This is a genomic window from Bacillus seohaeanensis (genome assembly GCF_042684945.1).
GTDB classification, from domain to species: Bacteria; Bacillota; Bacilli; order Bacillales; family Bacillaceae_B; genus Rossellomorea; species Rossellomorea seohaeanensis.
The window spans coordinates 1-20,621 of the sequence record NZ_JBHUMF010000031.1 but is presented as its reverse complement, the minus strand read 5'-3'; the positions used below and the strand labels follow the sequence as shown (position 1 = coordinate 20,621).

Below are 20,621 nucleotides of genomic sequence, written 5' to 3'. Positions count from 1 at the left end.
ACTAAATTTACCGTTATTTTCAGAATATTGTTGATACTGCAATCTCTTTTGTATACAATAGCGGTGAGGTGTTTATATGGATGCTTACAATTTTATAAAAGATTCCATCATTAATGGGAAATTCACACCCGGAATGAGACTTGCCGAAGAATCACTTGCCAAAGAATTAAACTTGAGCAGGACACCTGTACGAGAAGCAATTAAACAACTAGAAGCAGAGGGGCTTGTCGTCCCTTTAAAACGTGGGGTAAGCGTGCGACAGTTTACAAATGAAGATATTAGACAGATTTATGATCTCAGAACATTACTCGAAGGATATGCTGCAAGTCAAGCTGCGGTTTATAGAACAACGGAAGATATAGAGAAAATGGAAACAGCCAATGTATTATACGAAAAAGCAATAGCAGAATATACCGAAGCAGATATTAATAGTATTACGGATATTGTGGATGTGAACCAACAATTTCATGAGGCTATTGTTACTGCCGCCAAAAACGATCACATTCATTTTCATATATCAAAAGTAGTAGTCGTTCCAATCGTGTTCCGTTCTTTTTATTGGTATAACTATTTTCAATTACATCAATCACTCGAAGTTCATAAAATTATTCTGAATGCCATTAAAAATAAGGAACCTGATCGTGCACGAATAGCCATGCACGAACACATTTATCAAGGGCGTGACCATGTGTTAACACATCTAGAAAAAATCAAGAATAGCCATCTATTAAAATAATCATTGGGTTACGCAACTCGTCTAGCAAAACCGAGATAAAGGTTGTGGAAGAAACCTCTTCCCACTTTATATGTCCCTTCCAACTCTATAGCCATGAAATGAAAAAAGGAGGAGTTAGAATGATTGAAATATGTGAAGTCGGTCCACGTGATGGGCTGCAAAATGAATGCAAGATTATCCCGACGGAAACAAAAGTAGACTTGATTAAGCGGTTAATTGATGCTGGAATAAGAAATATTGAAGCTGTTTCCTTCGTCAATCCGAAAGTAGTGCCACAAATGGCAGATGCCGAAGATGTACTAAAACTTCTCCCGAAAAGACAAGATGTTCGATATGGTGGACTTGTTTTAAGCCGTTCTGGTCTTAACCGAGCATTAAAAACGGATGTAGATTTTCTGCATGTCGTCACGACAACAAGTGATTCGTTTAACTTACGAAACGCAAAAAGGACTGTCGAACAGGCTGTCGAAGAGTTATCGAAGGTCATTACAGAAGGTGTCGAAGCAAACAAAGGCGTAGCAGGTGTACTCGGTACCGCTTTCGGATGCCCTTTTGAAGGAGAGGTACCATTAACTCGTGTTTTAAAGGTTGCAGAAACGTTTTTAGATGCTGGCTGTTCTGAAATTACACTTGCAGACACTACTGGTATGGCGAATCCAACCCAAGTACAAAAGGTGATGGAGTCTTTTAACGATACATTTGGAAGCGATTTATCAGTCGGCCTTCATTTCCACAACACACGTGGTCTTGGCCTTGCTAATATTCTAGCAGGCTATCAAGCTGGTGTCCGTAGATTCGATTCTTCCATTGCAGGTTTGGGAGGTTGTCCATTTGCACCGAAAGCAGTTGGAAATGTTTGTACAGAAGACATGGTTAATATGTTCCACGGCATGGGCGTCAATACAAACTCCGACCTACAGCAGCTACTTGAAACCGCCAAATGGATGGAGAAGAACATGGACCGACCGCTTGATGGGATGTTAATGAAGGCGGGTATTGCATAATACTCGTATTTACGAACCGGCTTTGAATACGGTCTTTAAATAAGGCTGTTTTCTCATAGATTGTTGTTTTTACTTATAAATTCAGCCCGTTGATTTCCGCTACGGGCACTTGCTTTCCGCGGGGAGGAATGGGAGCCTCCTTGGCTTCGCCTGCGTGGTCTCCCACTTTCCTCTCCTCCCGCAGGAGTCAAGTGCCCTCCGCTCCAATCAACTCAGTAGGTCCAACTTAGTTTTCAGCTAAACAACAGCAATCTTTACGAAAAACTCACATGAAGGCTGAAACCAAGCCGCCATCATCTACTATAAAAAAAGCAAGTTTAGTGCCAAAGTGGTATAGAATCAATTCATTTTGGTTAGCCTAAACGATTTTGCAATGCTTAAACATACTTTTTTCATACAAACAGCTTTAAACAAATAAGAAGTTAGGATGGATAAAAGTGAAAAAAAGATTAGCTCTATCTTGGAGCGGAGGAAAAGATGGTTGCCTTGCTCTGGACGTTTTGATAAAGCAAGGAATGGAGATTGCTTGCTTGGTTACGACTGTACCTGAAGAGATAGGAAGAACATTTGGACATGGTGAAAAACTAGAAATGCTCAAGCTACAAAGTGAGGCATTAGGAATTCCTGTTCACTTTATCTCTTGCACATTCGAAAACTATACGGAAAGCTTTGTGCATTCCTTAAAGGAATATAAGGAAAAATATAAGCTTACAGGTATTGCGTATGGTGATCTATATTTAGATGGCCATCGTGATTGGGGAGAAAAGGTGGCTGCAGAAGCGGAACTTGAAGCTGTGTATCCACTATGGATGGAAGAGAAAGATGCGCTAAATGCGTTAGAAACGTTCATCCATTCAGGGTATAAAGCGACAGTAATTCGTGTCAGAGATGATCTACTCGATGAATCTTGGCTTGGAAGACAGCTTGATGATTCCTTTTTGCATGACATCAAAAATCAGAATCTATGCCCAATGGGAGAGTCGGGCGAATATCATACTTTCGTTTATGACGGACCGCTATTTAATCAAAAAATACTTCTTGATGCCCCAGATATAATCGAACTAGAAACGACGAAAAAGTTGGAATTCAAAAAATATCAACTCCAAGACAAGAATAGTAGATCGGTCCCTGACTAAGTTTCTTGGTTAACACAAGCTCAAACACTGAAGGTGGCAGCAATATTTCAGCTTTCCTACCTTACATACAAAAAACTAATCCATATTATTCAACGGATTAGTTTTTTTGTATACATTTTTCCTCATCAAACAAGTTCAACAAGTATTCCTGGTCTACTATACGATAGCAATGGTAAATCGTCCGCACGCACCTTGCCAATAACATTGACGCGCTCATCTGCAGGCAAATCACGTAAAGTAATTTGGATTTCACCACGATAACGTCCATACAGGTCATTGTCCATTGTAATCGTTCCAGTTGTTCGATTACCTGTTTGCGAAGGCTCGACAGCATCTTTTGTTCTTGTATTCATGAAGCGAAGCACATCTCTTGAAAGATCCAGCCTTAACTGAAACTTCCCATGATGATGAAATCCGCTTTCCGTACGTATCGTAATTATTCCTTCTTGGTCAAACTTCACAAGCTTTTCTAGTAAGCTTTTACCAGGGTCAGGGTCTCCAATATAAACATCTGCCACCCCTTCTCGGAACAGCTCTAGCGCCGCCAAGAATGGATCAACATTTCGATGATGTTCAAGTGTTGGCAATCCTTCAAAGAGTGGTCCTCTTTTCTCGCCTTCGCCAGGAACATATGCACTGATCGGGATAGTAAAACGCTTGTACAGTTGATTTTGCTGACGGAAAAATTCTTCACTTAACCCTGTCTCTCGTCGCGGATAAAAATTATGCCATCCAATTAACTGCTCTGTTTTCAATCCGCTAGATATAAGCCGCTCTATATCTTTTTCAAATAAAATACTCGCATTGATCGCAATTTTGTATTCATCTGCCAACCGGACAATAAGATCATGGTCAAAGAAATCATCCAACCGAAGGCCTGTAACGCCTAACTCTTTCAACTCAAATAGGCTAGAAATACCTAAATGAGCAGGAGTATGATAAGAAACATCTGCAAAAACTTCGAATCCATTATCCTTTGCTACTTGCAATAACCGTTTCGCACGGACTGCTAGATCACCTGATTCTTCAGGAATGTGAAGCGAGGTAAACGCTCGCTTCACACCAATTTTTCCTGCTTGAATGATTCGTTCTTCTGCCATTGGATCATTCAAATAAAATGAAATCCCAATCAATCAAATTCACCTGCCATTTCATCTTTAAACCCGAATAGGTAAGTAAAGAAGAAACCGGCTACATAAGCAACAAGAACACCAATTAAATAAAGGAGAATTTCTCCTGTGTTAACAAGGAACGCAAGTGGTAAGCCAGACACACCAACTGCAATGGTAGCGATATCAAAATAGGCTTGAAAAGCTCCACCTACTCCCGCTCCTAAACATGCAGTTAAGAACGGACGTCCAAGTGGTAACGTCACTCCAAAAATAAGTGGTTCACCAATTCCTAAAATTCCAGATGGTAGTCCCCCACCAATCGCTCTTTTAAGACGTGGTTTCTTTGTTTTAAGGTAAATAGCAAATGCTGCACCAACTTGAGCTGCTCCACCCATTGCCAAGATTGGTAACAACGGATCATCACCAATGGTATTAATTAGCTCTAAATGTACAGGAGTTAATCCTTGGTGCAATCCTGTTACAACTAATGGTAAGAAAGTCGATCCAAGAACAAATCCTGCAACAACTCCACCCATATCTAAAACAGAAAGTAAACCTTTTGTAATAATATCCGAAATAAATCCGCCAACTGGCATAAAGACTAAATATGTTAAAATTCCAGTAATTAAAAGGGCAACCGTAGGTGTTACAATAATATCAAGTGATTGAGGCACAAATTTACGTACTCGTTTTTCAACAAATGCAATAAAAATAGCTGCTAACAGAACTCCAATAAGTCCACCACGTCCGGGAATTAATTCTTCTCCAAACAACGTAATATTAGCGACCGCTGGATTAATAATTAAAATCCCAGCCAAACCACCTAATGCTGGTGAACCTCCAAATTCTTTGGCGGCATTAATCCCTACCAAAATTCCAAGGTAAGCAAATAGCCCTCCCCCAATAACAGTTAAAACCGTCGCGAGTTGTGATTCACCGGATAGCCAACCAGCCTGAATGACCGCTTTTGAAATCCCTGTAATTAATCCTGACGCTACAAGCGCAGGAATTAACGGAATAAAGATACTGGCAATTTTACGTAAAAATAGCTTAAACGGCGTCGCATTCTTTTTCTTTAATTCTCCTTTGACTTCTGCTGCACGATCTTTTAAATTAATTTCCCCTGATGATTCGATTAATTTCCCAAACTCTTCGGTTACTTTGTTTACCTTCCCGGGTCCAAGAATGATTTGCAGCGTTTCTTCCTCAACAAATCCGATAACTCCATCAATTTTTTTAATTTCTGCTTTATTGACAAGCGACTCATCATTCGGAGTGATGCGAAGTCGAGTCATACAATGCGTATAAGACCCAATATTCGCCGCTCCACCTAATTGTTCTAATATTTTCTCAGCAAGGACTTTATTTTCTCCAGCCATGTTTGGTTCCCCCCCATTATTTTTAAAATAGGAATCTCTATTTATTTGATGGTTGATCTTTTAAAAATTGTATAGCTCCTCTTGTCTTATCAATGTAATCGATGGTTTCCCCATATTGTTCGGTTGCCATGCTTAAAAACAAGATATCAATCATAAAGAGCTGTGCTAAACGAGACGATGTGGCGGCACTTCGGAAAGGGGCTTCAGCTGAATACGATGTATATAATTTCATATCAGCTAAAGCAGCCACCGAGGACGGACCATATTTTGTCAAACTAATCGTTTTCATTCCTTTTTCCTTTGCCAGCGCCATAATATTGATAACCTCTGGTGTTTCTCCTGAAAAGGAAATGGCAAACACAACATCATCCTTCTCAGCGTTCGCAATCAAAGTCGCTACTAAATGAGTGTCTGAAAAAGCAGTGGCCGGCTTATTAATACGAAGCAGCTTTTGCTGGGCATCGGTGGCAATGATATGCGAAGCACCAATACCAAAAAGATGAATATTTTTGGCTGCTAGCAAAGCTTGAACGACTCTTTCTAGCTCTTCATAGTGGATTACTTCTGCCGAGTCACGCAAGCTTTGAATGCTATTGCTCAATGTTTTTTGAACAATGTCCTCTGGCTTTTCTCCCTGTTCAATATCTCTGTACCCCTGTTCTACCGGCTTCCCTAAATCGCTTACAATTCGAACCTTTAAATCTTGAAACCCTTTAAAACCAAGTGATTTACAAAGTCGAATGACAGCTGCACCACTTGAATGTGTCTTCGTCGCTAATTCACTAACGGTGCAATTTACGACTTCATAAGGAGATTCAAGAATGTATTCAGCAATTTTCCGTTCTGATTCTGGGAGCTGCCCTAACATATTTTCAATGATTTTCAATCCGCCTGTAATCATGTTGACCTCACCACCTTTTTCATTACATTTGACTCTTTTCGGAAAGATTACTGTTATTTAACCCGCAGCCTGAATACACTTCGCTTTCCGCGGGTGACCCGTGAGCCTCTTCGCTACGCTGCGGGGTCTCACTTTGGCCACTATTCCCACGGGAGTCTACGTGTATTCAGGGTGCTCAATGCTTTTAAAATGTATTTCCAGCTCATTTCAAAAGCAACAGACTTTTAGAAAACAGCCTTAAATTTTGACTGATCGGCATCAAGAACTAAACTACTTAACGCTCAACGTCCTTTTCCATTCACTGAATTTACTCCGTCTCAATGGCCTTGCGAACATATCCATCGGATTGTTCAAGAAGCGCAATTGCATCTTCTTTCGTAAGACTCTTTTTAATCATCACGATAGCAATCTTCACTTGAAGGTCCGCAGCCTCTAGTGCTTTTAGCGCTCGGTCATAGCTGACATCCGTTACCTTCATGATAATATTGATTGCGCGTTCTTTTAATTTTTCATTGCTCACATGAACATCAATCATGAGATTTTCGTACGCTTTTCCAAGTAAAATCATTGATGAAGTCGAAATCATGTTAAGAATCATTTTGTGAGCGGTAGCTGCTTTTAACCTTGTTGATCCTGTTAATACCTCTGGTCCGACAACAACCTCAATTGCTTGGTCCGCCTCCTTGCTAATGAGCGCGTTTTCATTACAAGATAGCGCAACCGCTTTCGCCTTAACACTGCGGGCGTATTGGAGTGCACCAATCACATAAGGAGTTCTACCACTAGCGGCAATTCCAATTACCGTATCCTTTTCACTTAAGCCAATTTTCCTTAAGTCTTCTTCGCCGGCTTCCGGTTTGTCCTCTGCCCCTTCAACCGCCTTAACAAATGCATTTTCTCCGCCAGCCATGATTCCTTGTACCATGCCAGGGTCCGTACTGAAAGTCGGCGGGCATTCAACTGCATCTAACACACCTAATCGACCGCTTGTTCCAGCTCCAATATAGATGAGCCTTCCTCCTTGCTTAAATGATTCAAATACATATTGAACCGCAACTTCTATATCAGGAAGTACATCCTCCACCGCTTTGGCAATCTTTTTATCATCCTCATTCATGATTCGTAAAATATCCATCGGCTGAGCAGTATCAATTTGCATAGATCGCTCATTCCGCGATTCTGTTGTTAACGCTTTCAAATTATGCTGCATTGTTCATCCTCCATGTTGTAAGATCATTGTTTTCTTTCCTTTAACTGCTTTTAGTATAACTTGACTGAAATAAAAGTTCAACATATTTTAATATATTTTAAAATTTTATTTCAAAACAAACAAAGGAACGCCCGTCACCTTTAAGTAACGGGACTTCCCCTTATGAAATTAGCTTTTTTGTAAGGTTTGGTGTTTGCGGGAAATGGACCGTTGCCTTCCGCTCTAACCCACTCTGTATTTTCGACGATTGTTAAAAGCAACAACCTTCTTTTAGAAAACAGCCAGGAAATTAAACAAAGCTATATGTTAGTTTCCAATGATAGAATGGATTGCTTTTGCTACACCCAATTCGTTATTTGTCGATGTAACGATGTTGGCAGCTTCCTTCACCTCTTGCGGAGCATTGCCCATCGCAACGCCTAAACCTACTGACGACAACATGTGCAAATCATTAAAATTATCACCAATCGCCGCTACCTCCGACATCTCGATGCCAAGTTGTTTCGTCAACTTTTCTAATGACGTACTTTTAGATGTTTTGGCAGGAGAGATCTCTAAATTAGAAAAGTTTAAAGAGCTACTCACTTCAAATTCTTCCTTTTCATTTGAGAGATGAGTAGTAAAGGCTTGAAAATTACCTTCCTCTTTGCGAAATGCAGCAAATTTTAGAATGGAAGGTTTTTTCTCCCCGATATACTCCTCCAATGGATCAATTAATTTGACCTGACACTGATTTCGAAATGCTTCACATGTTTCTTGAATTCCGCCGGAAAGCTTTAATGATGGAATGTTATTTTCAATCCAATTCTCGTTCCACTCATTATTCTCTGGAACTAATAAGGTATCCCCCTCATACAAATGCCCATATACATTGAACGTCCGACAGGCGTCAAGAAAGAGTTGAATTCCTTTTTGCGAAAAAGTAGATTGATAGAGAACCTCACCGTTAACCTCCTGAATAACAGCCCCATTGTAAGCAATAATCGGTTCGTTCAATTCGAGTGTCTTCGATATCCATTTCGTTGATAACGGCGACCTCCCGCTACATATAACAACACTTCCTCCATGCTGTTTATACTCGTGAATTGCTTCTATTGTTTCTTTATCGATTTCTTTTCTACTATTAAGGACCGTTCCATCCAAATCAAGCGCTAATAATTTGTATTCCATTTACTCCTTTTCTCCCTCCACTAATATATACCCTTCCTTCCACCAATTAATGAATATAAATCTAACTTTATGAACATTGTACTATCAATAAGTTTCATACTCACTATACTTATATACAATATTTTAATTGTATTTCAACTATTTTTTGTATGTAAGTCCATAGAAATACCTCTCCTTCTTTTTTTATACTTAAATTATCGAGATTAGGAGAGATGCCTTATGTTAACGAACGAGCTAAAAGAAAAATTAATAGAGATTGTTGGGAACGAAAACTACGAGGATTCTAAAACGACACGTTTAGTTTATTCTTATGATGCGACACCAAACTTTCAGTCAATGCCGGACGCGGTGATTAGTCCCCGCAACACGAAGGAAGTTTCTGAAATTGTAAAACTGTGCAATCAGTATAAAATTCCAATCGTGCCAAGGGGTTCTGGTTCGAATCTATGTGGAGGTACATGTCCAATCGAAGGCGGACTTGTTCTTCTTTTTCGCCATATGAACAAGATCTTAGAATTAGATGAGGAAAATTTAACGGTTACGGTGCAACCCGGTGTCGTTACCCTCGATATGATTAAAGAAGTCGAAGCAAAAGGTTTATTTTATCCACCAGACCCTTCTTCTATGAAAATATCAACAATTGGTGGAAATATTAATGAAAATTCTGGTGGTCTGCGGGGATTAAAATATGGCGTGACACGTGATTATGTTATTGCCCTTGAAATTGTCCTTGCTAATGGTGACATTATCCGAACAGGCGGAAAGCTTGCTAAAGATGTTGCAGGATACGATTTGACTCGGTTGTACGTTGGCTCTGAAGGAACACTAGGCGTGATTACAGAAGCTACATTAAAATTAATCCCAATGCCCGAAACGAAGAAAACGATGCTTGCCCTTTATCAAGATATTGAAGCAGCAGCTAGAAGCGTTTCGAAAATCATTGCTAATAAAATTATTCCTACAACAATGGAATTCCTTGATCAGCCTACACTTAAAGTTGTAGAGGACTTTGCTCAGATCGGATTACCGACCGATGTCCAGGCAGTACTTTTAATTGAACAAGATGGTTCCCCTGAAGTAGTAGAAAAAGATATACAAAAAATGGCGGATATTTGTAAACAAGAGGACGCTTTCTCTGTTCAAGTTGCAAAATCTGCCGGAGAGGCAGAAGCATTAACAACGGCAAGACGTGCTGCCCTCTCTGCACTGGCAAGGTTAAAACCAACAACTATTTTAGAGGATGCAACAGTCCCACGTTCTGAAATTGCCAAGATGGTCAATGGAATTAATCAAATCGCGGAAAAATATAAACTTGATATTTGTACCTTTGGGCATGCAGGTGATGGGAACCTTCACCCAACATGTTTAACGGATACGAGGAATCAAGAAGAAATGGAACGAGTGGAAGAAGCTTTTGCTGAAATATTTGCATTAGCGATTGACCTCGGCGGGACGATTACTGGAGAACATGGCGTTGGTGTGATGAAGGCACCTTATCTTGAGTGGAAACTTGGAAAAGAAGGAATCGCTGCCATGACAGCAATAAAAACCGCCTTAGACCCAAACAATATTATGAATCCTGGCAAAGTTTTCGCGAAAGAAAGCAGAAAAAGAGTGGTGGTAGCAAAATGACAACAGTGAAAGAACAGCAAGTAATCCAAACAGAATTTAAAGAACGGATGGATGAGGATGAACTACTAAATTGCATGCGTTGCGGCTTTTGCTTACCAACATGCCCGACCTATATCGAATCTGGCTTTAAGGAAGAACATTCCCCCCGGGGCCGAATTGCGTTAATGAAAGCAGTCGTTGACGGTATCATTGAACCAGATGAAGAGGTCGAGCGGTCCCTTGACCTTTGTCTAGGTTGCCGCGCATGTGAGCCTGTCTGTCCATCTGGTGTGAATTACGGGCATCTTCTTGAGGAAGCACGTGATATTATCCATCAAAATAAAAAACATTCTATTCCTGTAAAATTTGTACGAAATGCCGTTTTTAACGGGCTCTTCCCCCATCATGACCGGATGAGAATGGCAACAGGGCTTTTAGGCTTTTATCAGCGCTCAGGCTTACAAACATTAACACGAAAAACAGGATTCATGAAGCTGCTACCGGATAATTTATCCTCAATGGAAAAGGTGCTTCCACAAGTTCCGACGATGAAAGCAATGAAAAATCGTCCCGACTATCTTGCACCACTTGGAACGCAAAAGAAAAGGGTCGCCTTCTTCTCAGGCTGTTTAATGGATACAATGTTCCTAGAAACAAATAATTCAACAACGAAACTGCTACAACTTGCTGGCTGTGAAATTGTCATTCCGAAAAATCAAGCATGCTGCGGGGCCCTTCATGGTCATAGCGGTGAAAAGGCGTCGGCAAAGGATCTCGCCAAACGGAATATTCAAGCATTTGAAGAGCTGAATGTTGACTTTATTATTACGAATGCTGGTGGATGTGGGGCCTTTCTCGTTGATTATGATCATCTTCTAAAAGATGACGATGACTGGAAAGACCGCGCGAAAGCTTTTACGGAAAAGATTAAGGATATTTCTCAAATTCTTTACGAGTTGGATTTTTATAAAAATCAACCATTAGAACTCCCCCATCAAGTAATCACGTATCAGGATTCCTGCCATTTGCGCAATGTCCAGAAAACTTCCTCTGCTCCGCGTGTATTGCTGCAAGCAATCAAGGGTGTGGAATATAGGGAAATGAAGGACGCCGATCGCTGCTGTGGTTCGGCAGGTATTTATAATATTGTCGAATCAGAAATGTCGATGCAAATACTTGATTATAAAATGACTCAAACAAAAGCAACCCATGCAACGACGATTGTCACTGCGAACCCTGGATGTTTATTACAAATGAAACTCGGAATTGAGCGTGAAGGGTTATCGGACAAAATGAGAGCTGTTCATATCGTCGATTTCTTGCTAGAAGCCGTTGGAGAAAATGACTAGAACGAAAAACCGGTACTTGACCGGTTTTTCTTTTTGGTTAAAAATGAATAGATGAACCTATAATGATAGAAATTTTATGTAAAACGGCAGATTAAGCGAGGTACGTTAATATGTTAACACCTGAACTGGCAGAAAAAATTATAACAGAAGTAAGAAAATACCTTAATGAAGATATTATTGTAGTCAATACAGAAGGTATCATTATTGCCAGCACAGATATAAGTCGTAATGGGCAATATCACGAAGGTGCGAAACTCACATTCAAGAATAAAGATAAACTGATTATTACAAAAGAAAAACAGGCACAACTCCAAGGTGTAAAGACAGGAATTAATCTTCCTGTTTTTTTCAAGCAAGAAGTTATTGGAGTCATTGGCATTACGGGCAACCCAGAAAAAGTGTCCCCCTTTGGTGAAATCATTCGTAAAATGACCGAACTTTTAATTAGCGAAGCCCATTATGCAGAACAAATAGATTGGCATTCACGCGCTCTCGAAGGTTTTCTATTTGATTGGCTTCAGGAAATAGAATGGGATTCCTCTTTTATGGAAAGAGCAAAGCTTTTAAATATTAACCTTGAAGTCCCCAGGCAAGTCGTAATAGCAAAGTTTAGTCAACAACATGAATATGTTAACAGAGTCGTTTGGAATCATTTATTTTCTTGGGCGGAGAAACGAGATCAAGATTTTATCATCCGCTGGGGAAATGACCGTGTAGTATTATTATTAGATGCGTCATCTAAAACATCTCCATCCGTACCAAGAACGAAAATCAGCCAATTTTTCGACTTTTTAGGATACATACTAGGAATGCCTATATCCGCTGGAGTTGGAAAGGCAGTTGATTCATCCAAATTGATTATAACTTATCGTCAGGCGGAAAGAGCTTTAAGAGCTGCTAAAAATGAAGAAAAACTTATATTCGACGAGGATTTAACACTGGAAATGATTATAGACGATCTCTCGCCCGAAACGAAAAAAGAGTTTGTTTCTAAAACAATAGAACCGTTAACAGAAAAAGAATTAATGGAAACATTAAAAGAACTATTTAAGCAAAACCACTCGTTAAAAAAGACAGCTGAATCTCTCCATATTCATATTAATACGCTTCATTATCGCCTAAAAAAGATCAACGAAATAACTGGTTTTAATACTTCAAATATACGGGATTTATTAATTCTTTATCTTGCCATATGTATTTTAGACGAAAAAATTTAGAGCGATAAACTAGCTATAAATAAAAAAGCTTGTAGAACAGGTCTCCCCCTCTACAAGCTTTTTATACCGGTGACTTTCCAACAATGTCGTTTAACGATAAAATTCCCCAGGTATCTTCCCAAACTTCCTTTTATGATAAAGAAGTGGTTCTTTGTTTTCGCTTTGAATATCCACTACTTCCCCTATTAGAATGGTGTGGTCCCCTGCGTCAACTGTTTTAAATTTTTTACATTGCAGTACACCTGAAGCCTCTGCGATAACAGGAAGATTGTGTTCGGATAGCTCCCATTTGCAATTACTAAATCGGTCCTTCCCTTTCATTGCAAATAGGGAACAAATGTCGCCTTGGTCACTCGTTAACACGTGTACGGCGAATTTATCATTTTTCATAAAAGCATCATAAGACGAAACATTTTTATCTATAGACCATAGGATAAGCAGTGGATCTATCGACACGGATGCAAATGAATTAACGGTAAGCCCTAAAGGTACACCATTTTCATCGACTGTGGTGACGACGGTTACCCCTGTAGGATAATTCCCCATTACTTCTTTAAAACGTGAAACATTTGTACTGTTGCCCATATTCTGACACACCTTTCTATGCAGTTAAATAAAAATAAACATCACTATCGATAACTTCTAATTAATTGTATCATAATTTAGTATTTTCATATTAATTTGATGCTTTCCATTTTTGAATAGCTGTTTGCTAAAAGATTATTGCTTTTAAAAACATAGAGTGAATTGGAGCGGAAAGGAACAGTCCATTCCTCACAAACAATAAGATTTGCAAAAATATCCTTTCTAAACAGACATCCAAGTCTCTTCATTATTTATTCCCCACTTCACCCAATTTTGCATATGCTGACTCTATAGTATAGAGGAGGTATGCAAATGTTTAGACATCCATATCAGGCACAACCGTTTATTCCGGTAAACTATTATAACCAGCCTTATATACATGTTCGTCAGCAACCAAGTGTCCAAGAAATGATGCAGATCCTTCGTTCCGAGCATAATAATTTATATTCTCAGTTAGAGCAAGCTGGTCTAAATCGCGGCATCATTGATTATTTATTCTCTCTTGTTGTTAACTACACACTTACCCAAGCAAATACAAACCAATCCGCTAACCAAATTTACCGTCAATTCCAAAGACGAATTCCGTGGCTCACCCTCTTGTTCAACGCATCTAACGTCCCACAAAATGTAGCAGAGCGGATATTAATAAGAGTTATTCAACTAATCTTAAATGAGATGGGTAAAAATGATGGGCAAATTGGGCAAGGCGGAGTGTCTTGGGAAAACTTAGGAGGCACATTAACATCTGCTCCAGCAGTGGCTTCTTGGCAACCAAACCGTCTTGATGTTTTCGCAAGAGGAACCGGGCAAAACCTATACCATAAGTGGTGGGATGGGCGCGCTTGGAGTAACTGGGAAAACCTTGGCGGTACATTAACATCAGCGCCTGCAGCAGTATCTTGGGGACCTAACCGAATTGATGTTTTTGTTCGGGGAACAAACCGAAACCTATACCATAAATGGTGGAATGGCAGCACTTGGAGTGATTGGGAAAACCTTGGCGGAACGTTAACAAGTGGGCCTGCTGTCTCTTCACGTCGTCCAAATCAGCTTGATGTGTTTGTTCGAGGAACAAATCAAAGGCTTTATAAGAAAACATGGAATGGGTCTCGTTGGGGAGATTGGGAAGATCTCGGTGGCACATTAGCGTCAGCGCCTGCAGCAATCTCTTGGGGCCCTAATCGGATTGATGTTTTTGCAAAAGGGCAAAATGAAGAGTTAATTCACAAATGGTGGAATGGATCTAATTGGAGTAATTGGGAAAGCCTTGGCGGAACCCTAACATCGAAACCTACCGTTTCTTCTACACGTCCAAACCGACTACAAGTATTTGTAAAAGGATCAAATCAAACGCTTTATAGAAGAACATGGAACGGGTCTCGTTGGCAAGACTGGGAATCTATTGGCAACACCTTAACGTCAGCACCTGCAGCAGTGTCCTGGGGACCAAACCGTACCGACATATTTGCAAGAGGACGAAACCAAAACCTTATCCACTTATACCAAGTACGATAAGGTGAAAGCCTGTTTCTATAATAAAAACGTGCCAGTTTCCTTGATGGAAACTGGCACGTTTTCTTTCTTACTTATAAAACACTTTGTCTACATTATATTTTGCTTGAAGTTCATTTATCATGTACGTTTCGTAAATTTCTCTTTCCATTGGTTCTTCTACGAAACATACATCAATTCTGTACACTTCATCTCTGTGATTTTTCAGTGGTGACACATTGTCCTCAAGGTGCTTTTTGACGCGCTGTCTTAGTTTTCTTGCTTTCCCAACAAAAAGAAGTTCATCGTTAATGTTGTAAAACAAGATCATGCCGCCCTTGTCTCTTGGAATTTTGTGAAGATCAATGAACCCTTCAATTGATTTTATTACTGGCTCATCGTCATTTCGTGATTGTTTTCTCTCTGTAATGGAAACATCCACTTTAGGTATGTCAATGTTTATCATAAATCGTCACGTCCTCATTCTTTAATAAAGTAAAACTTCAATCAATGGGTGGGTTTTCTACTGATTGTTAGTTGAACCAATCGGGCAGTTACAAACAGTTATCCCCTACCTATAATCCCCTTTAATTCCTCTGGGTCTTACAGCGAGGGATCTATTGTCCGTTAATGCAGGATAAAGACTAATGCTATCACACATTCGAAGCTATTACTATCTATTCTCCTTATAACCATTTATTTTGTATTTATTCAAATTCTTTCTCCAATAACAAAAGTGGAAGCGGCTTAATCAGCTCGCGAAAAAATAGGGATTCCCCCTCTAAAGGCGCTTTTTACCTTTAGAGGGGAATCATCTTTTTCATAGTGAGCTAGCCGCTGGAACTAGACAAACCGCTTTGAATGTTGAGTTATCCACATGCGAATAGTTTATCATTTCCTTAAAAATAAAAAAAACGAGCCTAACTTTCAAGCTCGTTCTGTTTTGTGTTTAGTTAGTTTACCCGCTACAATACTTTTTTTTCATTATTTCTAGAAGAAAATGCATGTATTTTTAATGGTGATGATGATGTCCCATGGATGAATTCGTAATAATCATTTCCTCTTGCGGAACATAAAAGTATTGAATCCAAACGCCATCTAAAAAAGCGTCTCGTTTATCGAGTAGAATGTCAATATCTTTGTCCGTTTTTACAATCTCATCATTTTCTGTTGGTGTATCTAATTTAATATCATAATGGGCATGATCACCATGGTGTTCTGATACAAATACGCGAATCATTTTACCTTCTGCCTCTTCGGTTTCTAGCATCTTTTTTAACACTTTCGCAGCATTGCGATTAATTTTACATTTCATTGCAATTCCCCTATCCGTTGATTTACTATAGTTAGCCATTTTTTCCACTTAGAAAGAAATTATTCAACACAATGAACTTTTTCATCTAAAACACTTAGTTAATATCTCAACTTAAATATAAAAGAAATTGAGATATTTTTAAGTAGATTTATTATACCCCCCTACCGCAGAACTGTCTAAGAAATTGCCTTAAGCTTTACCTTCTAGTGCTTATGTAGTTTTATTATGAGAATAAATTTCTCCCCAAGGTTAACAATAACTTTAGTGTTATCACTAAAGTTCAATGTGGAGGGATATACGTTGAATAGTCTTTTTAGCTTATTCTTAAGCTTAGTTACTTTAGGCATTAGAGTTGCATTCTTAATTAGTGATTCAACCCACAAATTAAAGTTTTTGTTAAGAATGCCAGCTTTTATTTAGGCATTAAGTATTCTACAAGTATTGTCTAATTCACATTGTTGTAGAAAAGGTAAGCATAGAACTGTGCTTGCCTTTTTTAGTGAATTCGCCATTCTATTCTAGTAAGTTTTAATCTTCTTTATAGAGTTCTTCTTAGTAAAACTAATCAAAAGGCTCTCTTCATCTTCAAAGAAACTTATAGTACTTGCTAAGTAGGTAAACAATATTCAAGAGGTGATAGCGTGGAAAAGAATAAATTAAAACTCACATCTTCCGAAATAGGAACATTGTGGGGAGAATATATAAATGGAACTGCGACAGATATAGTAAATAGATATATGGTCTCTATTATTGAAGACGAGCAAATTAAAGCGATTTTTGAGGATGCTATTAAGACATTTGCAAAGCAAAAGAAACAAATAGCAACTTTTATGGAGAACGAGGGGTTTCCAGTTCCAATTGGATTTACTGAATCCGACCTCTTTAAAGGGAAACAGAGATTGTTCACGGATATATTTTGTCTGAATTATTTACATATCATGACGTTGCATGGTTTGCTAGGACACAGCACTGCATTAGGTGTTTCTGTTAGAAAAGACTTAAGAGATTTTTACGATTCCTGCGATAACGAAGCGAAAAGGATGTATCATCAAACAATTGAGTTATTGCTTGAGAAAGGAAGTTTTCAAAGAGACCCTTTATTTTATCCTGCCAAGAACCCTGAATATATTTCTGGTCAAGATTTTACGGATGGTTTTTTTGGAAAAGGGAGACGTTTAGCTGCGACAGAAATCATTAGTATTTCTTTCAACCTAAAGAAAAGCATTATGGCTAAGACTCTTTCTATCGCATTCAGTCAAGTCGCTCAAACAAAAGAAGTAAGAAAGTTTCTAACCGATTCTGAGAAAACGTCTGATGATCAAATAAAATCTTTTACAAAAATCATGCAAAAAGACAACTTACCAGTTCCGAAATCTTGGGAAACAGAAGTGACAGCTTCAACAGACGCTCCCTTTTCCGATAAGTTAATGATGTATCATATCGGTTTCTTGTTCCAAGCTGCACAAAACTATCATGGGGCTGGATTAGCATCAGCCATGCGAACAGATCTTGTAACCGCCTACGAAAAAACTATTCTAAAAAATCTTATGGTTACTAAAAAATGGTATAACCTTATGGTACAAAATAAATGGTTAGAACAGCCCCCACTTGCTCCTAATAGAAAAGAAATTGCTAAAGAAGTGTAGTAAAACAATTCCTGGATATGTTGAGTGAATAAGAGCATAATTGAAAAACTAATGTGGAGCATCGCCCTTCCTGGGTTTGGGCAGTTTTTAAACGGAAAATATTTTAAAGGCGCAGTTTTATTGATACTGGAATTTTTAATTAATGTACAAGCTAATTTTAACCAGATTATACTCCTAAGTTTTCATGGAGAAATTGGTGAGGCAATAAAACAGGCAAATTATCAGTGGTTGATGTTTTATCCCTGTTTGTACTTCTTTTCTATGTGGGATGCCGTTAAAGATGCAGGCGGAGGGAAAGATTCTAATTCTTACCTCCCGTATGTTTTCACTGCTTTTTTTGTAACTGTCGGGTTAACCTTTTCATCTAACTTAACGATATTTGGAATGGTATTGGGTCCTGTTTGGCTCCCAATGTTGTTTGTTTTTCCTGGAGTAATTATCGGATTGATTGTTAAAAAAAGCTTAAATAAAACGTTTTAACAAACCATCCTTTTACTATCAAAAGGATGGTTTGTATGGTTAATAGGATAAAACTAACCAATATAATAAAGTGAAAGTTCTCTGCTGATTCCCCCCCTCGCACCTCTTCTTTGTTGAATTTTCTTATGCCGTACGTTAAAATGAATGATAGTCATTCATTTTGAAAAGAGGGATTAACGCTATGGCAAGAAGTTCTGATGATAAATATAATAAAATTTTACAAGCCGCTATTGATGTTATTTCTGAAAAAGGGCTTGATAAGACATCGATTTCAGCTATCGTAAAAAAGGCTGGGATTGCACAAGGAACTTTTTATTTATATTTCTCCTCCAAAAAGGCTTTAATACCAGCGATTGCGGATAATCTCTTTACAATAACGCTTGAAGCAGTTAAGGATGAGATTCAAGGAAAAGAAACCTTTTGGGACGTTTTAGAAGTAGTGATTGATGAAACCTTTAAGATAACAGATGCGTACAAAGACGTTATTGTCCTCTGTTATTCCGGGCTTGCTATCGATTATTCCATGGAGAAATGGGAATCGATCTACCAGCCTTATTATGAATGGCTTGAGGATATTATAAATACAGCTATTCATAACAATGAAATAATTAACGATATTAATGTAAAATGGACGGCCAGAACGATTATCAACCTTATTGAAAATGCGTCTGAGCGGTTTTATATAAGTCACGAGCAGGATAATAGCTTGAATGTAGTCAAAAATGAAATATTTAATTTTATAAAAAGATCGCTATTTAGAGGATAAAGAAGTTATTGGAGATTTTCCAATACTTTTTTGTTTGTTTCAAAAATGACTGACGTTCATTCAATTAGTGAGAGGTGTAAATATGAATTGGTTATTCGTAATAATTGCTGGGATTTTAGAAATTATCTGGGCTTCCGGTTTAAAACATGCCGACACCCTTCTAGACTGGGTTACGACCATTGTTTTAATTTTAATAAGTTTCATTTTACTCATTCGTGCCTATAAAACGATTCCTGTCGCAGCAGCTTACACGGTATTCGTAGGGATTGGAACAGTTGGCACTTATTTCGTCGGAATCTTTTTAGGTGAGCCCTACTCTATTAGTCAATTATTCTTTCTAATGGTTTTATTAGCAGGAATCATCGGCATGAAAACATTCACGAAAAACGAGAAAACAAGAGGTGAGCAGTAATGGTTTGGGGACTACTATTTTTAGCTGGCATGGAGGAAGTTATTGCTACGGTTGCAATGAAATACATGGACGGTACAAGAAAAAAATGGCCAATCATCGTAATGACAGTTGGATTTATCTTCTCCTTTTACTGTCTAGCGAGCGCGATGCAAGTACTCTCTGCTGGAGTTGCATATGCAGTATGGACCGGTGTTGGCAGTATCGGCATCACGATAGTCGGAATTCTATGGTTTAAAGAACGATTTAGCATTTCCCAATTTATCTCACTTGCACTTATTTTAGTAGGGGTTATTGGTTTGAGGATGACGTCGTAAAATTTATTAAATTGGGCAGCATTATCCTTTGGTAATTCCCATTTTATATTAAATTAATAATAGTATACCAAATTACCAAACTGCAGAAAGAAATCGGTCAGAAGGCCTAAATGCGAACATTAGTTCCTGATTTAGTATTGTTTATGTTATAATAAAAGCACAATAGCATAGCAGGGTGGGCAGCAGCTGGCACCTCCAATGGAAGGAGGTGTTGCTGAAATGGTTGCTGTAAGTGATGTGTTCCAAATAGTTATTGGATTCGGATCTTTATTTGTAGCGGTAATTACATTAATAATCGCGATAATTGCTCTTACAATAAAAAAGTAACCCACCCTGTTCAGTTTGGCGACTAGAGGGTAGGTTTACTTATCCTTTGCTAGACTGCTGTTCATCTAGCAGGCTGTTGTATGTGTGGAGAAGTTTTGGTTCCCGCCAAAACTTCTCTTTTCTAGACTATTCAAGTTCCCCTTCATTATACTAAAACGAAATGATGAGGTAAAGAGTAACATAAAAGTCTACCTGACTACGTTTAATCGCTTGCTTCTAATTCTAAACCGCTATAAAAAAGATGGCATTTGTCCTTCTCCTAATCAATAATAACCTATCTATTTCATATCACTGATTTTCACTCCAAAGGTACTCAACAAAGATAATATAATTACAATGGATAGTAACCAAGCTAACAGGGGCTTTTTATGGTGAATTGGTAAGATTAAAAAAATAGGCTCTATAATATTTGTTGGGGTTAACACACAATAGAAGGCAAAATAAAACACGCAACCTTCCC

At 38.6% G+C, this 20,621-nt stretch carries 21 protein-coding genes; 13 read left to right on the top strand and 8 right to left on the bottom strand.

Annotated features, from left to right (window positions below):
* Nucleotides 1-76 precede the first annotated feature (76 nt).
* The 3 genes from ACFSUL_RS13365 to ACFSUL_RS13355 all read left to right on the top strand — a co-directional run bounded on the left by ACFSUL_RS13365 (nt 77) and on the right by ACFSUL_RS13355 (nt 2,876).
* A complete protein-coding gene (locus ACFSUL_RS13365) occupies nt 77-736 on the top strand; it encodes a GntR family transcriptional regulator (protein WP_071411849.1) in 660 nt (219 codons plus the stop codon).
* A gap of 119 nt (nt 737-855) precedes the next feature.
* Nucleotides 856-1,740 carry a hydroxymethylglutaryl-CoA lyase gene (locus ACFSUL_RS13360; protein WP_377936191.1) on the top strand — a complete coding sequence of 295 codons (885 nt, stop codon included), beginning with the start codon at nt 856-858 and terminating at the stop codon, nt 1,738-1,740.
* Between the two features lie 437 nt (nt 1,741-2,177).
* Nucleotides 2,178-2,876, top strand: a complete 699-nt coding sequence (locus ACFSUL_RS13355; protein ID WP_377936189.1) for a Dph6-related ATP pyrophosphatase — start codon at nt 2,178-2,180, stop codon at nt 2,874-2,876.
* Between the two features lie 125 nt (nt 2,877-3,001).
* Here the strand turns inward: ACFSUL_RS13355 and ACFSUL_RS13350 are convergent, their stop codons facing one another.
* From ACFSUL_RS13350 to ACFSUL_RS13330, 5 genes are all read right to left on the bottom strand, one after another.
* Nucleotides 3,002-4,009 carry a MupG family TIM beta-alpha barrel fold protein gene (locus ACFSUL_RS13350; protein WP_377936187.1) on the bottom strand — a complete coding sequence of 336 codons (1,008 nt, stop codon included), beginning with the start codon at nt 4,007-4,009 and terminating at the stop codon, nt 3,002-3,004.
* Nucleotides 4,006-5,367, bottom strand: a complete 1,362-nt coding sequence (locus tag ACFSUL_RS13345; RefSeq protein WP_377936185.1) for a PTS transporter subunit EIIC — start codon at nt 5,365-5,367, stop codon at nt 4,006-4,008. The genes ACFSUL_RS13350 and ACFSUL_RS13345 overlap by 4 nt, the downstream gene beginning before the upstream one ends.
* Nucleotides 5,368-5,404: 37 nt before the next feature.
* Nucleotides 5,405-6,268, bottom strand: a complete 864-nt coding sequence (locus ACFSUL_RS13340) for a MurR/RpiR family transcriptional regulator (RefSeq protein ID WP_377936183.1) — start codon at nt 6,266-6,268, stop codon at nt 5,405-5,407.
* A 307-nt stretch (nt 6,269-6,575) separates the two neighbouring features.
* Complete coding sequence (gene murQ, locus ACFSUL_RS13335; RefSeq protein WP_377936181.1) at nt 6,576-7,478, bottom strand: N-acetylmuramic acid 6-phosphate etherase; 903 nt, start codon at nt 7,476-7,478, stop codon at nt 6,576-6,578.
* A 306-nt stretch (nt 7,479-7,784) separates the two neighbouring features.
* On the bottom strand, nt 7,785-8,648 hold the full coding sequence (locus ACFSUL_RS13330; RefSeq protein WP_377936179.1) for a Cof-type HAD-IIB family hydrolase: 864 nt from the start codon (nt 8,646-8,648) through the stop codon (nt 7,785-7,787).
* Between the two features lie 219 nt (nt 8,649-8,867).
* On the opposite strand from ACFSUL_RS13330, the gene glcD reads away from it, so the two are divergent.
* The 3 genes from glcD (at nt 8,868) to ACFSUL_RS13315 (ending at nt 12,825) form a co-directional block, all read left to right on the top strand.
* Complete coding sequence (gene glcD, locus ACFSUL_RS13325; RefSeq protein WP_377936177.1) at nt 8,868-10,280, top strand: glycolate oxidase subunit GlcD; 1,413 nt, start codon at nt 8,868-8,870, stop codon at nt 10,278-10,280.
* Nucleotides 10,277-11,608: a (Fe-S)-binding protein gene (locus tag ACFSUL_RS13320; RefSeq protein ID WP_377936175.1), complete on the top strand. Its 1,332-nt coding sequence runs from the start codon at nt 10,277-10,279 to the stop codon at nt 11,606-11,608. The genes glcD and ACFSUL_RS13320 overlap by 4 nt, the downstream gene beginning before the upstream one ends.
* 110 nt (nt 11,609-11,718) lie before the next feature.
* Nucleotides 11,719-12,825 carry a CdaR family transcriptional regulator gene (locus ACFSUL_RS13315; RefSeq protein ID WP_377936173.1) on the top strand — a complete coding sequence of 369 codons (1,107 nt, stop codon included), beginning with the start codon at nt 11,719-11,721 and terminating at the stop codon, nt 12,823-12,825.
* 90 nt (nt 12,826-12,915) lie between these two features.
* Here the strand turns inward: ACFSUL_RS13315 and ACFSUL_RS13310 are convergent, their stop codons facing one another.
* Entirely contained in the window at nt 12,916-13,410 is a 495-nt protein-coding gene (locus ACFSUL_RS13310) for a flavin reductase family protein (RefSeq protein ID WP_377936171.1), read from the bottom strand.
* A gap of 312 nt (nt 13,411-13,722) precedes the next feature.
* On the opposite strand from ACFSUL_RS13310, the gene ACFSUL_RS13305 reads away from it, so the two are divergent.
* On the top strand, nt 13,723-14,925 hold the full coding sequence (locus tag ACFSUL_RS13305) for a sialidase (RefSeq protein WP_377936169.1): 1,203 nt from the start codon (nt 13,723-13,725) through the stop codon (nt 14,923-14,925).
* Nucleotides 14,926-14,992: 67 nt separating this feature from the next.
* Here ACFSUL_RS13305 and ACFSUL_RS13300 read toward each other — a convergent pair whose 3' ends face one another.
* Nucleotides 14,993-15,367, bottom strand: coding sequence for a nucleotide excision repair endonuclease (locus tag ACFSUL_RS13300; protein ID WP_377936167.1), 375 nt, complete (start codon nt 15,365-15,367; stop codon nt 14,993-14,995).
* A 546-nt stretch (nt 15,368-15,913) separates the two neighbouring features.
* The gene (locus ACFSUL_RS13295) at nt 15,914-16,216 is read right to left on the bottom strand and encodes an iron-sulfur cluster assembly accessory protein (protein WP_377936165.1); all 303 of its coding nucleotides are present in this window, start codon (nt 16,214-16,216) and stop codon (nt 15,914-15,916) included.
* A 641-nt stretch (nt 16,217-16,857) separates the two neighbouring features.
* On the opposite strand from ACFSUL_RS13295, the gene ACFSUL_RS13290 reads away from it, so the two are divergent.
* The 6 genes from ACFSUL_RS13290 (at nt 16,858) to ACFSUL_RS13265 (ending at nt 20,161) form a co-directional block, all read left to right on the top strand.
* The gene (locus ACFSUL_RS13290; RefSeq protein ID WP_377936163.1) at nt 16,858-17,862 is read left to right on the top strand and encodes a DUF3231 family protein; all 1,005 of its coding nucleotides are present in this window, start codon (nt 16,858-16,860) and stop codon (nt 17,860-17,862) included.
* 51 nt (nt 17,863-17,913) lie between these two features.
* Nucleotides 17,914-18,342 carry a hypothetical protein gene (locus ACFSUL_RS13285; protein ID WP_377937708.1) on the top strand — a complete coding sequence of 143 codons (429 nt, stop codon included), beginning with the start codon at nt 17,914-17,916 and terminating at the stop codon, nt 18,340-18,342.
* 181 nt (nt 18,343-18,523) lie between these two features.
* Nucleotides 18,524-19,108 carry a TetR family transcriptional regulator gene (locus tag ACFSUL_RS13280; protein WP_377936161.1) on the top strand — a complete coding sequence of 195 codons (585 nt, stop codon included), beginning with the start codon at nt 18,524-18,526 and terminating at the stop codon, nt 19,106-19,108.
* 82 nt (nt 19,109-19,190) lie between these two features.
* The gene (locus ACFSUL_RS13275) at nt 19,191-19,520 is read left to right on the top strand and encodes a DMT family transporter (protein ID WP_071411830.1); all 330 of its coding nucleotides are present in this window, start codon (nt 19,191-19,193) and stop codon (nt 19,518-19,520) included.
* Nucleotides 19,520-19,834, top strand: coding sequence for a DMT family transporter (locus ACFSUL_RS13270; RefSeq protein ID WP_377936158.1), 315 nt, complete (start codon nt 19,520-19,522; stop codon nt 19,832-19,834). The genes ACFSUL_RS13275 and ACFSUL_RS13270 overlap by 1 nt, the downstream gene beginning before the upstream one ends.
* Nucleotides 19,835-20,053: 219 nt before the next feature.
* A complete protein-coding gene (locus tag ACFSUL_RS13265; protein ID WP_377936156.1) occupies nt 20,054-20,161 on the top strand; it encodes a putative holin-like toxin in 108 nt (35 codons plus the stop codon).
* The last annotated feature ends 460 nt before the right edge of the window (nt 20,162-20,621 follow it).